The organism is Bradyrhizobium sp. HKCCYLRH3059, from assembly GCF_051168035.1.
Classification (GTDB): Bacteria; Pseudomonadota; Alphaproteobacteria; order Rhizobiales; family Xanthobacteraceae; genus Bradyrhizobium.
The window spans coordinates 247,507-263,603 of sequence record NZ_JBNPUF010000003.1; the positions used below are offsets into that span (position 1 = coordinate 247,507).

General features: G+C 66.1%; 13 protein-coding genes. 7 read left to right on the forward strand and 6 right to left on the reverse strand.

Annotated elements, in window-relative coordinates:
• Positions 1-112 precede the first annotated feature (112 nt).
• Entirely contained in the window at positions 113-745 is a 633-nt protein-coding gene (locus tag ACQR13_RS11945; protein ID WP_315750148.1) for a UbiX family flavin prenyltransferase, read from the reverse strand.
• A complete protein-coding gene (locus tag ACQR13_RS11950) occupies positions 742-2,268 on the reverse strand; it encodes a UbiD family decarboxylase (RefSeq protein WP_316201236.1) in 1,527 nt (508 codons plus the stop codon). The genes ACQR13_RS11945 and ACQR13_RS11950 overlap by 4 nt, the downstream gene beginning before the upstream one ends.
• 101 nt (positions 2,269-2,369) lie before the next feature.
• Here ACQR13_RS11950 and ubiT point away from each other — a divergent pair, with 101 nt between their 5' ends.
• Genes ubiT through ubiV form a run of 3 tightly spaced genes read left to right on the forward strand, consistent with a single transcriptional unit; the run spans position 2,370 to position 4,825 of the window.
• The gene (gene ubiT / locus ACQR13_RS11955) at positions 2,370-2,930 is read left to right on the forward strand and encodes a ubiquinone anaerobic biosynthesis accessory factor UbiT (protein WP_316172559.1); all 561 of its coding nucleotides are present in this window, start codon (positions 2,370-2,372) and stop codon (positions 2,928-2,930) included.
• Complete coding sequence (ubiU, locus tag ACQR13_RS11960; RefSeq protein WP_316172558.1) at positions 2,921-3,898, forward strand: ubiquinone anaerobic biosynthesis protein UbiU; 978 nt, start codon at positions 2,921-2,923, stop codon at positions 3,896-3,898. The genes ubiT and ubiU overlap by 10 nt, the downstream gene beginning before the upstream one ends.
• 36 nt (positions 3,899-3,934) lie before the next feature.
• Positions 3,935-4,825 carry a ubiquinone anaerobic biosynthesis protein UbiV gene (gene ubiV, locus ACQR13_RS11965; protein ID WP_316169255.1) on the forward strand — a complete coding sequence of 297 codons (891 nt, stop codon included), beginning with the start codon at positions 3,935-3,937 and terminating at the stop codon, positions 4,823-4,825.
• Positions 4,826-5,082: 257 nt separating this feature from the next.
• Here the strand turns inward: ubiV and ACQR13_RS11970 are convergent, their stop codons facing one another.
• On the reverse strand, positions 5,083-6,018 hold the full coding sequence (locus tag ACQR13_RS11970) for a LysR family transcriptional regulator (protein WP_316172557.1): 936 nt from the start codon (positions 6,016-6,018) through the stop codon (positions 5,083-5,085).
• Between the two features lie 107 nt (positions 6,019-6,125).
• On the opposite strand from ACQR13_RS11970, the gene ACQR13_RS11975 reads away from it, so the two are divergent.
• The gene (locus ACQR13_RS11975; protein WP_315827709.1) at positions 6,126-6,539 is read left to right on the forward strand and encodes a hypothetical protein; all 414 of its coding nucleotides are present in this window, start codon (positions 6,126-6,128) and stop codon (positions 6,537-6,539) included.
• 414 nt (positions 6,540-6,953) lie between these two features.
• Here the strand turns inward: ACQR13_RS11975 and ACQR13_RS11980 are convergent, their stop codons facing one another.
• Positions 6,954-8,291 carry an MFS transporter gene (locus ACQR13_RS11980; protein WP_315714254.1) on the reverse strand — a complete coding sequence of 446 codons (1,338 nt, stop codon included), beginning with the start codon at positions 8,289-8,291 and terminating at the stop codon, positions 6,954-6,956.
• Between the two features lie 450 nt (positions 8,292-8,741).
• Here ACQR13_RS11980 and ACQR13_RS11985 point away from each other — a divergent pair, with 450 nt between their 5' ends.
• The gene (locus ACQR13_RS11985; protein ID WP_316172556.1) at positions 8,742-9,767 is read left to right on the forward strand and encodes a histone deacetylase family protein; all 1,026 of its coding nucleotides are present in this window, start codon (positions 8,742-8,744) and stop codon (positions 9,765-9,767) included.
• Between the two features lie 224 nt (positions 9,768-9,991).
• On the forward strand, positions 9,992-11,425 hold the full coding sequence (locus ACQR13_RS11990) for a lysophospholipase (RefSeq protein ID WP_316172555.1): 1,434 nt from the start codon (positions 9,992-9,994) through the stop codon (positions 11,423-11,425).
• Between the two features lie 13 nt (positions 11,426-11,438).
• Here the strand turns inward: ACQR13_RS11990 and ppsA are convergent, their stop codons facing one another.
• Positions 11,439-13,892 carry a phosphoenolpyruvate synthase gene (gene ppsA, locus ACQR13_RS11995; protein WP_434862852.1) on the reverse strand — a complete coding sequence of 818 codons (2,454 nt, stop codon included), beginning with the start codon at positions 13,890-13,892 and terminating at the stop codon, positions 11,439-11,441.
• 174 nt (positions 13,893-14,066) lie between these two features.
• Between ppsA and ACQR13_RS12000 the strand changes: the two genes are divergently transcribed.
• On the forward strand, positions 14,067-15,194 hold the full coding sequence (locus ACQR13_RS12000) for an SbmA/BacA-like family transporter (RefSeq protein ID WP_316194275.1): 1,128 nt from the start codon (positions 14,067-14,069) through the stop codon (positions 15,192-15,194).
• Here ACQR13_RS12000 and ACQR13_RS12005 read toward each other — a convergent pair.
• Complete coding sequence (locus ACQR13_RS12005; protein ID WP_315827712.1) at positions 15,154-16,092, reverse strand: 1-phosphofructokinase family hexose kinase; 939 nt, start codon at positions 16,090-16,092, stop codon at positions 15,154-15,156. The genes ACQR13_RS12000 and ACQR13_RS12005 overlap by 41 nt on opposite strands.
• Positions 16,093-16,097: the final 5 nt, after the last annotated feature.

Below are 16,097 nucleotides of genomic sequence, written 5' to 3' on the forward strand. Positions count from 1 at the left end.
GCTCGGCCGGAGAGGCGGCGTCGTTACGCCCGCTCGTCGAAGAACACGTCAACCGTCGTGGACGCCTTCGGCCCATCGCCCGAGTGGATCTGTCGTGTTCTGTCTTCAAATCCTATTGCCTGTCTTGCTTCCCTATCTCAACAAGGTTGCCTGCTTCGGTCGTCCGGTCCGGAAGCCACTCCCGCGCGTTGGCGTGGAGCCCGGGGACGCCGAGCAGGTTGATCGCGCGACAGGCGATCTGCTCGATGACGTCATCGAGCGACTGGGGCTTCAGGTAGAACGCCGGCATTGGCGGCGCGATGATCGCGCCGATCTCGGTGGCCTGCGTCATCGCTCGGAGATGACCGAGATGCAGCGGGCTCTCCCGCACCAACAATATCAGCCGGCGGCGCTCCTTGAGTTGAACGTCGGCGGCGCGGACCAGCAGGTTGTCGAGTTGGCCCCAGGCGATCGCCGAGAGGGTGCGGATCGAGCAGGGCGCCACGATCATGCCGGCTGCAGAAAACGAGCCGCTGGCGATGCTCGCACCGATGTCGGCGACATCATGAGCATGCGCCGCCAGTTCGCGCAGCCGCGCGAGGCCGCCCTGGCCGACCTCCTCGTGCAAGGTGCGCACGGCAGCGTCGGACACCACGAGATGGACCGCGCATTGCGGCTGCTCCGCGAGCCGTTCGACGATGCGCGCACCGATCGCGGCGCCCGAGGCGCCGCTGATGCCGACGATGACGTGATGCCGCCCATTCATGTCGAGGCCGTTCGGTCGGCCATGGCGTCGCCGAGGCCGAGGCTCGGCCACATCGCGTCGATGCGCGCGGCTACAGCAGGGTCCATCGCCAGCACCTCGCCCCAGGCGCGTTCGGTCTCGACCCCGAGCTTGGTTGTGGCGTCGATGCCGAGCTTCCCGCCGAGGCCGGATTTTGGCGAGGCGAAGTCGAGATAGTCGATCGGCGTGTCGGCAAGCGGCACGAGGTCGCGCGAGGAGTCGCTGCGCGTCGCGACGGCCCACATTACCGCGCGCCAGTCGCGGACGTCGATGTCTTGGTCGACCACGATGAGGAGCTTGGTGTAGCTGAACTGCGGCAGCATCGACCAAAGGCCGAGCATGATGCGCCTTGCTTGGCCCGGATAGCGCTTCTTGATCGCCACCACGGCGATCCTGTAGGAACAGGCCTCCGGCGGCAGATAGCAGTCGACGACCTCCGGGAATTGTCGTCGGATCAAGGGGACGAACAGCGTGTTCAGCGCCTCGCCAATTCGAGACGGCTCGTCCGGCGCGCGTCCCGTGAACGTCGACAGATAGAGCGGACTTCGACGCGTGGTGATCGCGGTGACCTGAAGCACCGGAAAGCTCTCGACGGCGTTGTAGTAGCCGGTGTGATCGCCATAGGGCCCCTCCGGCGCGGTCTCCGTGGCCGACACGATGCCCTCGATCACGATCTCGGCGGCCGCCGGCACCGTCAGGGGCACGGTGAGGCATTCGACCAGCTCGGGACGGTCGCCGCGCAGGACGCCGGCGAAGCGCAGCTCGGAGATGGTCTCGGGCAATGGCAACACGGCGCTGAGGATGGTGGCGGGATCGGCCCCGATCACGACCGCAATCGGCATGTCGCGCCCCTGCGCCTGCCACTGCTGGTGGTGGCGGGCGCCGCCGCGATGGGCGAGCCAGCGCATGATGGCGCGATCGCGGCCGAGCACCTGCATGCGGTAGACGCCGACATTTTCCTGCTCGCCGGCGGACGCGTCCGGCGGCACGGTGATGACGAGCGGCCACGTCAACAGCGGCGCCGGCTCGCCCGGCCAGCAGATCTGGGCCGGCAAGGTGGTCAGGTCGATGTCATCGCCCATCGTGACACGTTCATGCACCGGCGCGGCTGATCGCAGCCTCGGCCGGGTCGACAGTGCTGCGCGTGCCAGCGGCAGCTTCTGCAGCGCATCCCTGATGTCGCGCGGCGGCTGCGGGGCGCGCAACTCCGCCATCATCTCGCCGAGCTCCGCCAATCGTTCCGGCTGCACGCCCATGCCCCAGGCCACCCGCTCCACGGTGCCGAAAAGATTGGTGACGAGCGGCATTGCCGAGAGCGATCCGCATGCCTTGATCGGCCGTTTGAACAGCAGCACGGGCCCTTCGGCGGAGATGACGCGGCGATGGATCTCGGTGATCTCGTGGACGACCGAGACGTTGTCGCGAATGCGTCGCAGCTGTCCCCGCTCGTCGAGAAAGCGCAGGAAATCCGACAGCTCGCGGAAGCGAGGGACATCACGTCGCAACGATAGGCTCCGTTCAAAAAACGCCTCGTAGCTGGAACAATCAGTGTGATCTTTGTTCCGGGTCAAATACTTCCCCCGCCGATCCGGCCAGAGCTTGTGCCATGAGCTCTCTTCAGGACGCGTCTTCGACCTCACTGCCCCTGTTGCCGCCACTGCTCAGGCAGGTGCTGCGTCCGTTGCCGTTGCTGCCCCTGCAGATCGCGCTCGGCGCTTTCTTGCGTGGGCTCTTGCGCCGGCATCCGCATCTGCTCGACCGGCTCGGGTCGCATCGCGGAAAGCGCTTTGGCATCAAGCCGACCGATCTGCCGTTCGCATTCGTGATTCAGGCGGGCCCACAGCAGCCGCAACTCGCAGCGGTGCGCGAGCTGCCCACCGGCCTCGATGCCTCCATCTCCGCGTCGATCGTGAGCCTGTTGGCGCTGGTCGAGGGCCGGCTCGACGGCGATGCGCTGATGTTTTCGCGTCAGCTCGTCGTCGAAGGCGATATCGAGGCGGTGCTGGCGCTCCGCAATGCGATCGACGATGCCGGTCTGGATCTGGTCGGCGAGATCGCAGCGCTTTCGGGACCGTTCGGCGTGCCCGCGCAACGCCTGCTGGCGGCCGCGCGTGACTCGCTGCTGAGATCAACGACGAACGAAAGCGGGATGCGACGATGGAGTTGATCTGTCCGGCAGGGACGCCGGCGGCGCTGAAGAGCGCGGTCGAAGCCGGTGCCGATGCCGTCTATTGCGGCTTCGCCGACGAGACCAATGCCCGCAACTTTCCTGGGCTGAATTTCAGCCGCGAGCAGATGCGCGAAGGAGTAACGTTCGCGCATCGGCGCGGCGCCAAGGTGCTGGTTGCGATCAACACCTTCCCGCGCGCCGGCGCCGTCGAGCTGTGGCGTCGCGCGGTCGACGATGCCGTCGAGGCCGGGGCCGACGCGCTGATCCTTGCCGATGTCGGGCTGATGCACTATGCCGCGCGGCGCCATCCCGAACAGCGACTGCATGTCTCGGTGCAGGCGGCGGCGGCGAATGTCGACGCGATCGCGTTCTATGTCGAGAATTTCGGCGCCCGCCGCGTGGTGCTGCCGCGCGTGCTGAGCGTACCCGAGATCGCCGAGATCACCCGTGAGACGGCATGCGAGACCGAAGTGTTCGTGTTTGGCGGACTATGCGTTATGGCCGAGGGGCGCTGCTCGCTGTCCTCCTACGCCACCGGCAAGTCGCCGAACATGCAGGGGGTATGCTCGCCGGCCAGTCATGTCGTCTATCAGGAGACGATACTGGGCACGACCTCGCGGCTTGGTGCTTTCACAATCAACCGATTCGGACGCAACGAACCTGCCGGCTATCCAACGCTGTGCAAGGGGCGTTTCTCGACCGCACAGGGCTCTGGCTACATCTTTGAGGATCCGGTCAGCCTCGATGCCACGACCCTGCTCGCAGGCTTGCGCGAAGCCGGCGTCACCGCGCTCAAGATCGAGGGCCGCCAGCGCGGCCGCGCCTATGTCGACGGGGTCGTGCGGCATTTCCGCAGCGTGCTGGCAGCGCTCGATGCCGGCCGGTCCGCCGACGCGTCCGACCTCACGCCGTTCACTGAAGGGCAGGCCACCACGCAGGGCGCCTACCGCAAGACCTGGCGCTAGGACCACATGACAATGGCGGAACAAGGCGCAGGCCGAATGCAGCTCACTCTGGGGCCCGTGCTCTACAATTGGCAGCCCGAGCGCTGGCGTGATTTTTACTTTCGCATGGCCGACGAGGCCCCGCTCGACCGCGTCGTGGTCGGCGAGGTCGTCTGCTCGAAGCGCGCGCCGTTCTTCGAACCCCATTTGCCTGAAGTCATCGAGCGGCTTATGGCTGCCGGCAAGCAGGTGCTGCTGGGTTCGCTGGTCCTGGTGTCGTTGCGACGCGAGCGCCGGCAGACGGCAAGCCTCGCCGAGTATGGCCACGGTCTGGTGGAGGTCAACGACCTCACCTGCCTCAAATCGATCGCCGGTCGGCCGCATGCCATCGGGCCATTCGTCAACATCTACAACGAGGCCAGCGCCGCGTTTCATGCCGCCCAGGGCGCTTCCCGGATCTGCCTCCCGCCGGAGCTGCCGCTGTCCTCGGTTGCCGCGATCGCCGGCGCCGTGCCGCAGGTGGCGATCGAAGTGTTCGCCTTCGGCCGTGTGCCGCTCGCGATCTCCGCGCGCTGCTATCACGCCCGCCTGCACAAGCTCGCCAAGGACAATTGCCGCTTCGTGTGCGAGCAGGATCCGGACGGCCTCGTCGTGACGACGCTGGACAATGAAGCGTTCCTCACCATGAATGGCGTGCAGACGTTGTCGCATGGTTGCTGCAATCTGCTCGGCGATCTCGATCGTCTGACGCAGAGCGGCGTGAGATCGCTGCGGCTGTCACCTCAGGCCTGCGACATGGTCGCGGTGTCCGAGCAATTTCAGGCGGTCCTGGCGGGCCGCGTGGAAGCTGGGGCCGCCAGGGACCGCTTGCGCGAGATCTATCCGGACGTTCCATTCGCCAACGGCTTCTTGCACGGCGCCCCCGGTGCCTCCTACGTCTCGGGGTAGGTACTGCCGTGTCCTTCTGTCGAGGTGAACTCGGATATGCTCAGTGTGCATGTCGACCCATCTCAAATTGACTGACCACGGATGGACGACGTTGAGAGACGGCGCGCAGCCGTTCTTGCCGGCGTGCTGCAGATTGCTGACCGCGCCAAGGCGGAAGCCCAGGAAGCCGGGGAAATCGTGGTCTGTCCCCGATTTCCCCTCCCAAGCCGGCTGGCGTCCGACGCGCCGACCGCAGAGCCCAGCTGACGGCCGACGCCTCATCCCGATTTGTCGCTGAACGCGGCGGGAAGCGTAGCGAGGAACGCCATGACGCGCTGCGTGCGCAGCGGCGGCCGGCGGTTCGAGGTGCGCAGCATCCATAGGGGCTCCGCCGGCGCGCGCCACGGCTCAAGCACTTCGACGAGCCGACCTGTGCGCAAGTCGTCGTGGACGAGCCATGCCGGGCCCCAGCCAATGCCGAACCCATTCGCGATCAAAGCGACCGAAGCGTGCGCGTCGTCACAAATGTGCTTGGGCTTGGGCGCGACGCGAACGAGTTTTTTGCCGCGCGGGTCGGTGAAGCGCCAGGTCAGGATCTGCCCGCTCGCGGGATTGCGGAAGCCGACGTGGTCATGTTCGGAAAGCTCGTATGGAGTCGCCGGCGCACCGCGCGCGTTCAGATAGGCGGGCGAGGCGCAAGCGATCCAGGAGAACGTGCAAAGCCGCCGCGCCAGATGACCGGGCGCGCGATCGAGGGGTCCTGAGCGGATGGCGATGTCGACGCCTTCCGCCGCGAGATCAAGAATCTCGTTGCGGAATTTGATCTCGATCTCGATTTCGGGCCGCTCCCGCAGGAACGCAGGCAGTCGCGGCAGGATGCAGGCACGCGCGAACGAGGCGGGGGCGGTCACTCGCACCCGTCCGCCATCGTTACGCGCGGCTTCGCTGAGCGCGGATTGGACGCGATCGAGACTGTCGGCCAGCGCGCGTCCCGCTGCCATCAGCCGCTCGCCCTCTTCGGTCAGCGCCAGCGAGTGGGTCGTGCGATGCAAAAGCCGTATTCCGCGAGCCTGTTCGAGGCGGGCGACCGCCTTGGACATCGCCGAGGTGGTCGTCCCCGCCCGCCGCGCGGCTTCGGCGAAGGAGCCCGCCTCGACGACGCGGACGAAGGCGAGGAGGCGCGAGAGGTCGGGAGGCAAGGCCGTTGTGGACATCCAGTCCACATAGTCATGGCGGCGTGGTCGCTACAAGAGACCGTTCCGATGGGCCAAATGGGAGCGTCAGCGCGCATGCTGCGCCGCTAGAAACCGCGAGAAGTCCCATGCACCCCATCGAAATCACGCTGCAAGCCCTCGACGTCGCCGAGCGCGCGATTCCCCCCGGCCAGCCGGTCTACATGCTCAATCTGTTGCGCTACCGCGCGTATGCGCGTTACGAGGACGGCTTCGACGCCGCGCCCTGTTCGGGCCGCGAAGCCTTTAACGAACGCTATAGACCGGCCTTCCGGCGTCTCGCAGCCGGTAAGCCGCTGGTGCGGATGTTTTCCGGGCCGGTTCTGGCGAGCCTGGTCGGCCCGCAAGGCGAACGCTGGGACGAAGCGGCGATCAATGAATACGGCGATTTCGCCGCCTTCCGCTCGATCGTCGACACCGAGACCTACCAGCGCGAAGTCGCTCCGCATCGGCACGCGGCGCTCGAGGATTTCCGGTTGTTCGCGCTCGCCAAGGCGATGTGAACGCCTTGAGGCGGCGGCCTCATGCATTTGCCTTAACCAAGCGTGACGCTCCGACGAGCCCGGGAAACCGTTCCACCGATCGCAAGAATTGGTGTCGCGGGCCCCGGGATTTGGACTTGTCCATCGGCATTTGGGCTACCCGCCGATAAGAAAACAGGGCTTCCGAAATAGTGGGTCTAGCGATGTCGCGGACCCCTGCTATCAATGTTCCCCGCGTTCCCTTTTTGCTGGGCTCGACATGTCTGTCCGCTGATCGGCGGGTTGAGATGGTGAGACCGTGTCCGTTTCCACGGGTCCGGGTTGCTTCTGATGGCTGTCGCGCGTCGCCCTGGAATGGCGGCGAGGCGCCGACAAAAAAACGGCGGCCGGGGGGCCGCCGTTGGAGTCGAGACCACGCGACGCTGATCGTGGTGCTCAGGAGGTTCGGAGCTGGACGCGCTGGATCTTGCCGACGATCAGCAAGTAGGCACACGCCGCGACCAGGGCGTTGAGGCCGACGAACACCAGCGCGCCGTTGAAGGAGCCGGTGGCCGACAGGATGTAGCCGATCACGATCGGCGTCGTGATGCTGGAGAGGTTGCCGAAGGTGTTGAACAGGCCGCCGGAGACGCCGCCGGCTTCCTTCGGCGAGGTGTCGGAGACGACCGCCCAGCCGAGCGCGCCGATGCCCTTGCCGAAGAACGCCAGCGCCATCAGGCCGACCACCAGCGCCTGGCCGTCGACATAGTTGCAGCCGATGATCGCCATCGACAGCAGCATGCCGCCGACAATCGGGATCTTGCGGGCGAGTGTCAGCGATCCCGTCTTGCGCAGGATGGCGTCGGAGATGAAACCGCCGAGCACGCCGCCGATGAAGCCGCACAGCGCCGGCAGGGTGGCGACGAAGCCGGCCTGCAGGATCGAGAGGCCGCGCTCCTTGACGAGATAGACCGGGAACCAGGTCAGGAAGAAATAGGTCAGCGTGTTGATGCAGTACTGGCCGATATAGACGCCGAGCATCATGCGGTTCGACAGCAACTGCCCGATATGCGACCAGGTCGGACCACCGGAGCTGGCCTTGGCGTCTTTCGCGCCTTCCATGTCGACCAGCGCGCCGCCGTCCTTGATGTAGTCGAGCTCGGCCTGGTTGACGCTCGCGTGCTCCTTCGGTCCGTACATGGTCCTGATCCACATTAGGCCCATGAGAATGCCGAGCGCGCCCATCACGGTGAAGACGTGGCGCCAGCCGAATTCATGCGCGATCCAGCCCATCAGCGGTGCGAAGATCACTGTCGCGAAATACTGGCCCGAGTTGAAGAACGCCGACGCCGTGCCGCGCTCGTTGCTCGGAAACCAGGCGGCGACGATGCGGGCATTGGCCGGGAAGCTCGGCGCTTCGGCGAGACCGACCAGGAAGCGCAGCGCGAACAGCGCGGTGACCGCGGCGGCGCCGGAGAAGAAGCCGATCCAGCCCTGCATCATGGTGAAGATCGACCAGATCACGATGCTGCAGGCATAGACCCAGCGCGAACCGAAGCGGTCGAGCAGCCAGCCGCCCGGCACCTGCGCGAGCACATAGGACCAGCCGAAGGCGGAGAACACATAGCCCATCGCGACGGGATCGAGATGCAGCTCCTTGGACAGCGAAGGTCCTGCGATCGACAAGGTCGCCCGGTCGGCGTAGTTCACGGTCGTGACCAGGAACAGCATGGTCACGATGAATAGCCGCACGCGCGATCGGCGCAATTCGGCCGTGGTTACGATTGCGCTCATGCGCTCCACCTCTCTTGTCACGTTCCTCGATGACTGTCCTAGAGGAGAGGGAGGGCCGGGGTCCAAACCGAAGCCTGTATCGATCGATCCAAATTTTGGATCAATCCCGGGGTCTCCATGCCGGACAAAGGCGCTCTTTCCTGAGCAGCCGCGGCGTGCGACGCATGAGCCGATCAGGCTTGCACGTCGAGGTTTTGCAGATTTCGTCGCGCATTCCGACGGCCGTCGCGGCAATCGCCAGCATGCGGATCTCTCCTCACGTCCACCGCGCTTCGCGCCAGATCGCCCGGATCCCGGCGAACCCGCTGCCGGCAAGATGCGAGGCGCAGCGTTCCGTTCCGCCGGTTGGAAGCTGCGGGCACGGACCAACGGACGTGCGAACCATCTGTGCTTGTATCGGCTGCGACTGCGTGCACAATCGTCGGTGCAAGCGAACAGGAGCCACTGCGCGTGAAGGCCGTCTACACCGAGCTGCATCGCAGCCATGATCCGCAATTCTATCTGGTGCGCGGCGTCGTCAAGCGCACCACCGAGCAGCCCGAGCGGGCGGATCGTCTGCTTGCGGGATTGAAGGCCGGCCATCACGAGGTGGTCGCGCCGCTTCATTTCGGCCAGGAAGCTCGCGCGCGCGTGCACAGTCCGGAATACCTCAGTTTCCTGGAAGAGGCTTGGGACGCTTGGGCCGCGCTCGGCGATGCCGGTGCGGAGATGATCCCGAACATCCATCCCGTTCGCAATGCCGCCACCTATCCGACGCACATCGTCGGGCGGCTGGGCTGGCACACGACCGATACCTCGGCGCCGATCGGGCCGGGGACGTGGGAAGGCGCCTGCGCCGCGACCGACGTGGCTGCGACCGCGGCGCAACTGCTGCTCGATGGCGAGGATGCGGTGTACGCGCTGTGCCGGCCGCCGGGCCACCATGCCTATCGAGACATGGCCTCGGGCTTCTGCTTCTTGAACAACTCCGCCATCGCGGCCGCGCATCTGCGTCAGCGCTACGAGCGCGTCGCCATCCTCGACGTCGACGTCCATCACGGCAACGGCACGCAGGGCATCTTCTACGAGCGGCCCGACGTGCTCACCATCTCGATCCACGCCGACCCCACGCATTACTACCCGTTCGTCTGGGGCTATGCGTATGAGCGCGGCGCAGGCGCGGGGCTTGGCGCCAACCTCAACATTCCGCTGCCGCTGAAGAGCGGCGACGACACCTATCTCAAGGCGTTCGAGACCGCGGCCAAGACGATTCATGCGTTCGCGCCCGGCGCGCTCGTGGTGGCGCTCGGTCTCGATGCCTCCGAGCACGATCCGCTCAAGGGGCTCTCCGTGACGACGCCGGGTTTCCGTCGCATCGGCGGCGCGATCGCGCGGCTCGGCCTTCCCACGGTGTTCGTGCAGGAGGGCGGCTATCTCTCGGACATTCTTGGGCAGAACCTGACCGCAGTGCTCGGAGGTTTCGAGGCCGCGCGGTAGGCCATCATCTCTTCCTCGCGATCTCTTCTTGGTGTGTACCCCAGAACGCCATCGCAAATCATTCGCATGGCGGCATCTGACGTGTGGAGGCGAGCCGCGACGCGACCACTCGAGGCTCGACGGTGCAGGCGACCGTCGAAACATCCGGCTCCAATTGCTGCACCATTTAGCAAGTGCTAGGCTTTGTGAACTACCCTCGGCTGTAGGCGGCTCGGAGGGACGTGATGAAGCGGCGAATGATCGGCCTGGAGACCCTGGTCACGGGATCCGAAGAGGCGTTGGCTCCGCCGAAGTCCAAGCCGACCGGGCCGGAGCTCAGCTCTGCAGCCTCGGCCGGCCGGCCATCCCGCCGAAGGCTGCTGGCCTCAGCCGGCCTTGGCTTCGGCGCTGCGGCATTGTCGTTCTCCGCCGGCCCGGCTGTCGCGCAGCCACGTGACGGCGCAAGCCTCGGCCAGCCGGTGCGCATCAGCAAGGATCGGCTCGATGCGCTCGCAGCGAAGCTCCACGCCGTCTTCAATGAGCACAATATCTTGCCGCCATTCTCGGCCGACAAGCACGGGGCGCGGGTCGACGTCGAACTGCGTCGGCTGACGACCTACACGCGCATTCCCGGCACCGGTGAGCGCGTCAAGGTCAGCGGCCTGCTCGCGCTGCCCGCCGATCACAAGGGCGCACTGCCGGTCGTGTCGTGGCAGCACGGCACCATCCTGTCGTTCGACCAGGTCCCGTCCAATCTCGTCAAGCTGGCCGATCCGAACTACGAGCCGCGCGACAATGTCGATTCGATCGAGACGCTGTTCAACGTCCAGCGCCTTGTCGGCAACGGCTTTGCGTTGATCGCGGCCGACTATCTCGGCAAGGGACCGTATCGCCAGGGGCGAGGCGAGGCCTATGCGGTGAAGGACGCGACCGTGCAGTGCTGCCTGGACGTGCTGAGCGCGGGTCTGCTCGCGCTCGATCATCTCCGCCTGCGAAAGTCCGGGCTGTTCCTGAACGGCTGGTCGCAGGGTGCCTTGAACACGCAATGGCTGCGCCAGGAACTGCAGCGGCGGCGCGTCGCGGTGGCGGCGAGCGCCACGCAGAGTCCGTTCAACAATCTTGCGGATTCGATGCGCTATTGGGTGTCGGCCCAACCGGGCAGCGCGTCGACCGACAGCACCTATCCGAAGCAGCCGATCTGGATAACGCCCTGCGTCATCGTCCTCCTGGGCAGCTATCGCCAGTATTACCGGCTCGGCGACCTGTTCAAGACTGCGATCAAGCCGCAGCACCTCGCGCTGGCCGAGAAATACTGGGCCGACTACAGCATGGACGAGGCGTTCAGCAAGTCGGTGCCGCAGCCCTCGGACCTGCTGGTCGACGGCTTCTTCGAGCGCTTCACCCACGAGACCAACAGCCGCTTCCTCCGTCGTCTGGCCGGCAATAGCTCGACCTATTGGGACTATGACGCCCCGATGCGGTTCTATTACGGTCTTCTCGACGAGGCGCTGCCGCCGAGCCTCGTCAAGATGCCGCTGGCGGCCGACGGCCGCTTTGCGCAAGGCATCGCGGTCACCGGCGCCAGCCATCGCGGCACGTTCCTGGCAAGCCTGTATGGCGGCGGCGACGTCACCGGCGGCGCTTCGACCGTGCTGGACTTCTTCAAGGCCAGCTCCTGAGCTTCGGCCATGATCAGCTCGCCAGCGCCTGCGGCGTGCGCGAGGCGAGCTCCCGCTCAGCGGTACGGACGATCTCCATGGTGCGCACGATGCTCGCCGGATTGACGCTGATCGAATCGATGCCGAGTTCGGCCAGATAGCGCGCGACTTCCGGATAGTTTGCCGGCGCCTCGCCGCAGATGCCGACATGGCGATGGTTGCGGTGCGCGCCCTCCACCGCCATCCGCAGCATCGCCAGCAGGCCGGGATCGCGCTCGTCGAAATCGAACGCGACGATGTCGGAGTCGCGGTCGACGCCGAGCGTGAGCTGGGTGAGATCGTTGGAGCCGATCGAGAAGCCGTCGAAATGTTTGGCGAACTCATCGATCAGGATCACGTTGTTCGGGATCTCGCACATCATGTAGATTTCGAGCCCGTTTTCGCCTCTGACGAGGCCATGCCCGGCCATCGCCGCGATCACCTTGCGTGCCTCCTCGACCCGGCGGCAGAACGGGATCATGATCTTCAGATTGGAGAGCCCCATCGTGTCGCGCACGCGCTTCATCGCCGCGCATTCCAGCGCGAAACCGGCGGCGTAGGCGGGATGCGCATAGCGCGAGGCGCCGCGGAAGCCGAGCATGGGGTTCTCTTCCTTCGGCTCGAAATCGGAGCCGCCGATCAGGCTGGCATATTCGTTGGTCTTGAAGTCCGAGAGGCGCACGATCACCGGCCGCGGGTAGAATGCCGCGGCGATGGTGCCGACGCCTTCCGACAGCCGCTCGACGAAGAAGTCGGCGGGCTTCTTGTAGCGCGCGGTCAGGCGCTTGATCGTCGCGCGGTCCTTTGCCGCGGTCACCTTTGCGGGCGTCGCCAGCGCCATCGGGTGGATGCCGATCGCCTGGTTGATGATGAACTCCATGCGGGCGAGGCCGACGCCATCGTTCGGCAGCAGCGCGGTCTTGAAGGCCAGTTCGGGATTGCCGAGATTGACCATGATCTCGGTGCGCGGCTTCTCCAATCTGTCGATCGCCAGGCGCTCGACATCGAACGGCAGTGCGCCGTCGTAGACATGGCCGGCGTCGCCCTCCGCGCAGCAGACAGTGACCGTCGTTCCGGTCTTCGCGCGCTTGCTGAAATCCTCCGTGCCGACCACGGCCGGCACGCCGAGCTCGCGAGCGACGATCGCGGCATGGCAGGTGCGGCCGCCATGATCCGTGACGATCGCCGCCGCGGTCTTCATCACCGGCTCCCAGTCCGGACTGGTCGACGCGGCGACCAGCACCTCGCCGGGGCAGAACGCGTTCAGATCCTTGGGATTGCGGATCAAGCGGATCTTGCCGGTGGCGATCTTTTCGCCCACGGCGCGGCCGGTTGCCAGCGTTCTGCCGGTCTTCTTCAGAACGTAGGTCTCGATCGCCTCGGGCCGCCGCTGCGAGGCCACCGTCTCCGGCCGCGCCTGGATGATGTAGAGCGCACCGTCGCGACCGTCCTTGGCCCATTCGATGTCCATCGGCGTCGGCCTGCCGGCCTTCTGCGAGTAGTGCTCCTCGACGACGATGGTGGCCTGCGCGAGCTCCAGCACGTCGGCATCGCTGATGCAGAATTTCGCCCTGTCAGCCGGCGGCGTCGCCTCGGTGCGCGTCGTGGGGCCACGGCTGCGCGCGCCGGCCTTTGCGCTGGCTTTGGCATAGACCATCCGCTTGTCCTTGGCGCCGAGCCGGCGCGACAGCACGCTGCGGAAGCCGGCCGCGAAGGTGGGCTTGTGGACGTAGAACTCGTCCGGATCGACCGTGCCCTGCACGATGGTCTCGCCGAGGCCGTAGACCCCGGTGATGAAGGCGACGTCGCGAAAGCCGCTCTCGGTGTCCAACGAGAACATCACGCCGCTCGCGGCGCGGTCCGAGCGCACCATCTTCATCACGGCCACCGACAGCGCGACCTTGTCGTGGTCGAAGCCGTTGTCGATGCGGTAGGAGATCGCGCGGTCCGTATAGAGCGAGGCGAAGCAGTGGCGGCACGCCTCGAACAGGTCCTTGGCGCCGCGAATGTTGAGAAAGCTCTCGTGCTGGCCTGCGAAGCTCGCATTCGGCAGGTCCTCGGCGGTGGCCGAGCTGCGCACGGCAACCGCGACGCCGCGGCCATACTCCTGCTCCAGCTGCTTGTAAGCCTCTGCGACCTCGTGGCGTAGATCGTCACGGTCGGTCGCCGCGAACACGATCGCGCGCGCCTTCGCCGCGCGTTTGGCGAGATCGGCGATGCGGCGCTTGTCGAGGCCGGCGAGCAGCTTGCGCAGCGCGTCGTCGGCGCCGGTCGCGCGCAAGGCGTCGCGATAGGCGGCGGCCGTCAGTGCGAAGCCGTTGGGTACGCGCACGCCTTGCGACGCCAGCGCCGAATACAGCTCTCCGAGCGAGGCCGTCTTGCCGCCGACGCCGGGCACGTCCTCGATACGAAGGTCCTTGAACCAGCGGATGTAGCCGGGTGCCGTCATCGGTGATCTCCCGCATCGCAGCGCGAACTTCAGTTTGTCGCGGCGGGCGGCGACTGCCTTGCGCAAGATCAAGCAAGGCGCTTCGCGAGCCCCTTAAATCGCGGGATGACAACGGTTCCACCATAGGCGAGGATGTTTGTTAAGACCCATCAATCGTACCCATCCGGATCACCAATGATCTCCGACGACGAGAACGAGGACGGCAATCGCGAATGGTCGCGGTTCTGGCTCACGGCGCGGCAATTCTGGCTCGGATCGACGGCATGGCGGGTCTGGCTGCTCTGCGTCGCCCTGATCGTCCTCGTGGTGCTTCAGCTCTACGTGCAGTTTCGGTTCAATTACTGGAACAGGGATTTCTTCGACGCATTGGAGGGCCGCGATCCGACGCGGCTGCGGCAGCAGGCCGTTCTGCTCATTCCGCTTTGTCTGGCGAGCGTCGTGCTGGCGATCGTCTCGGTGTGGGGCCGCATGGTGATGCAACGCAACTGGCGGCAATGGTTGAGCGCCAAGGTGATCAACTACTGGGTCGAGAACGATCGCTATGCGCGGCTCGCGACGGTGCAGGGCGATCTGAAGATTCCGGAGTATCGTATTGCCGAGGATGTCCGCATCGCCACCGATGCACCGATCGACTTCGTGGTCAGTGTGATCTCCTCGCTGCTGACGGCGGTCGTGTTCGTCCAGGTGCTGTGGCAGGTCGGCGGATCCATCGGCTTTGCCGTGGCCGGGCACCAATTGTGGATTCCAGGCTACCTGGTGGTCAGCGTCGTCATCTATTCCGGGCTGGTGACCGGGGCCATGCTGTGGGTCGGTTCGCCACTCACGCGCGTCATCCAGACCAAGAACCAGGCCGAGTCGGAGCTGATCACCGCAGCCCATCACTTGCGCGACATCGGCGAAGGCATCGCGCCCAAGCAGGAAGAACGCAGCGTCGTTGCCGGGCTGTGGATGGCGCTCGACCGCACGATCCAGCAATGGAAGCGGCTGTGCTGGCAGCTGATGCGCAACACCCTGGTGTCTCATCTGAATACGCTGCTCGCGCCGATCATCGGCCTCGTGCTGTGCGCGCCGAAGTTCCTCGGCGATCAGATGACCCTGGGCGAACTCACCCAGGCAGCCGCTGCGTTCACGCTGGTGCAGGGGTCGTTCAATTGGATGGTGGACAATTTCAACCGCCTCGCAGAGTGGATGTCGTCGCTGGAGCGCGTCGGCGGGTTGCTGCTCTCGCTCGATCGGCTCAACGGTGATGCGGCGAGCGATGTCACGCCGTCTCGAGCCGCACGTCAGCCTGCAGACGGCTGACGTCGGCGGGATCGGACAGCGCGGTGCCGGTGCGCAGCAGCGCCGCGGCACCTGCGGCGACCGCAAAGCGAAACGCGTCGTCCAGCAACTCGCCCGCGGCGAGCTTCGCGACCAATGCGCCGAGAAAACTGTCACCGGCGCCGACTGCGTTGACCGGCACCATCGTCAGCGGCTGAGCGCGCAGCACGCGGTCGCGGGTGACCAGCAGGGCGCCGAGATGACCCATGGTCAGCGCGACGGTGCCGGCCTTGCCGCTCGCGACCAGCGCGTGGGCGGCTTTCTCCCACGCCGTGGCATCGGGCAGCGCGCCGCCGACCAGCTCTTGCATCTCGTGCAGCGACGGCTTCATCAGGTCGATGCCGCCGGCTACCGCCGCGGCCAAAGCTGGCCCCGAGGTGTCGAGCACGAATTGCGCGCCGCGTGACCGTGCAAGCGTCGCAACGCGCGCATAGAAGTCGGTCGGCACGCCGCGCGGCAGGCTGCCGCTGCCGACGACGAAGCGGGGAAACGGATCCTGGGCTGCGAGCAAGGCAAGGCCGGCCTGCCATTCGGCCTCGGTCAGCGTCGGACCCGGCAGGATGAAGCGATAGGGCTGGCCGCTGACGCGCTCCTGGACGAAGAAGTCCTCGCGCGTGTCCTCGGCCGTCGCCCAGGTGCGGCTGGCGACGCCTTCCTTCTCGACGAGCTGCTTCAGCAGCAGGCCGGTCGGACCGCCGACCGGATAGAGCGCGGTGACGTCGCCGCCGAGGCGGGCGATGACACGGGCGACGTTGATGCCGCCACCACCGGGATCTCGCTGTTGCGTCGTGCCGCGCAGCTTGGCCACCGGCACGATTTTCTCGACGGTCGTCGAGATGTCGACGGCCGGGTTCGGCGTGATCGTGACGATGTCGCTCATTCGAT

What these genes read in the sequence shown, in the direction of transcription:
- ubiT (WP_316172559.1), top strand. Translation starts at nt 2,370, where the DNA reads ATGAGCTCTCTTCAGGACGCGTCTTCGACCTCACTGCCCCTGTTGCCG.
- ACQR13_RS12000 (WP_316194275.1), top strand. Translation starts at nt 14,067, where the DNA reads ATGATCTCCGACGACGAGAACGAGGACGGCAATCGCGAATGGTCGCGG.
- ubiV (WP_316169255.1), top strand. Translation starts at nt 3,935, where the DNA reads ATGCAGCTCACTCTGGGGCCCGTGCTCTACAATTGGCAGCCCGAGCGC.
- ubiU (WP_316172558.1), top strand. Translation starts at nt 2,921, where the DNA reads ATGGAGTTGATCTGTCCGGCAGGGACGCCGGCGGCGCTGAAGAGCGCG.
- ppsA (WP_434862852.1), bottom strand. Translation starts at nt 13,892, where the DNA reads ATGACGGCACCCGGCTACATCCGCTGGTTCAAGGACCTTCGTATCGAG.
- ACQR13_RS11970 (WP_316172557.1), bottom strand. Translation starts at nt 6,018, where the DNA reads ATGTCCACAACGGCCTTGCCTCCCGACCTCTCGCGCCTCCTCGCCTTC.
- ACQR13_RS11975 (WP_315827709.1), top strand. Translation starts at nt 6,126, where the DNA reads ATGCACCCCATCGAAATCACGCTGCAAGCCCTCGACGTCGCCGAGCGC.
- ACQR13_RS11945 (WP_315750148.1), bottom strand. Translation starts at nt 745, where the DNA reads ATGAATGGGCGGCATCACGTCATCGTCGGCATCAGCGGCGCCTCGGGC.
- ACQR13_RS11980 (WP_315714254.1), bottom strand. Translation starts at nt 8,291, where the DNA reads ATGAGCGCAATCGTAACCACGGCCGAATTGCGCCGATCGCGCGTGCGG.
- ACQR13_RS11990 (WP_316172555.1), top strand. Translation starts at nt 9,992, where the DNA reads ATGAAGCGGCGAATGATCGGCCTGGAGACCCTGGTCACGGGATCCGAA.
- ACQR13_RS12005 (WP_315827712.1), bottom strand. Translation starts at nt 16,092, where the DNA reads ATGAGCGACATCGTCACGATCACGCCGAACCCGGCCGTCGACATCTCG.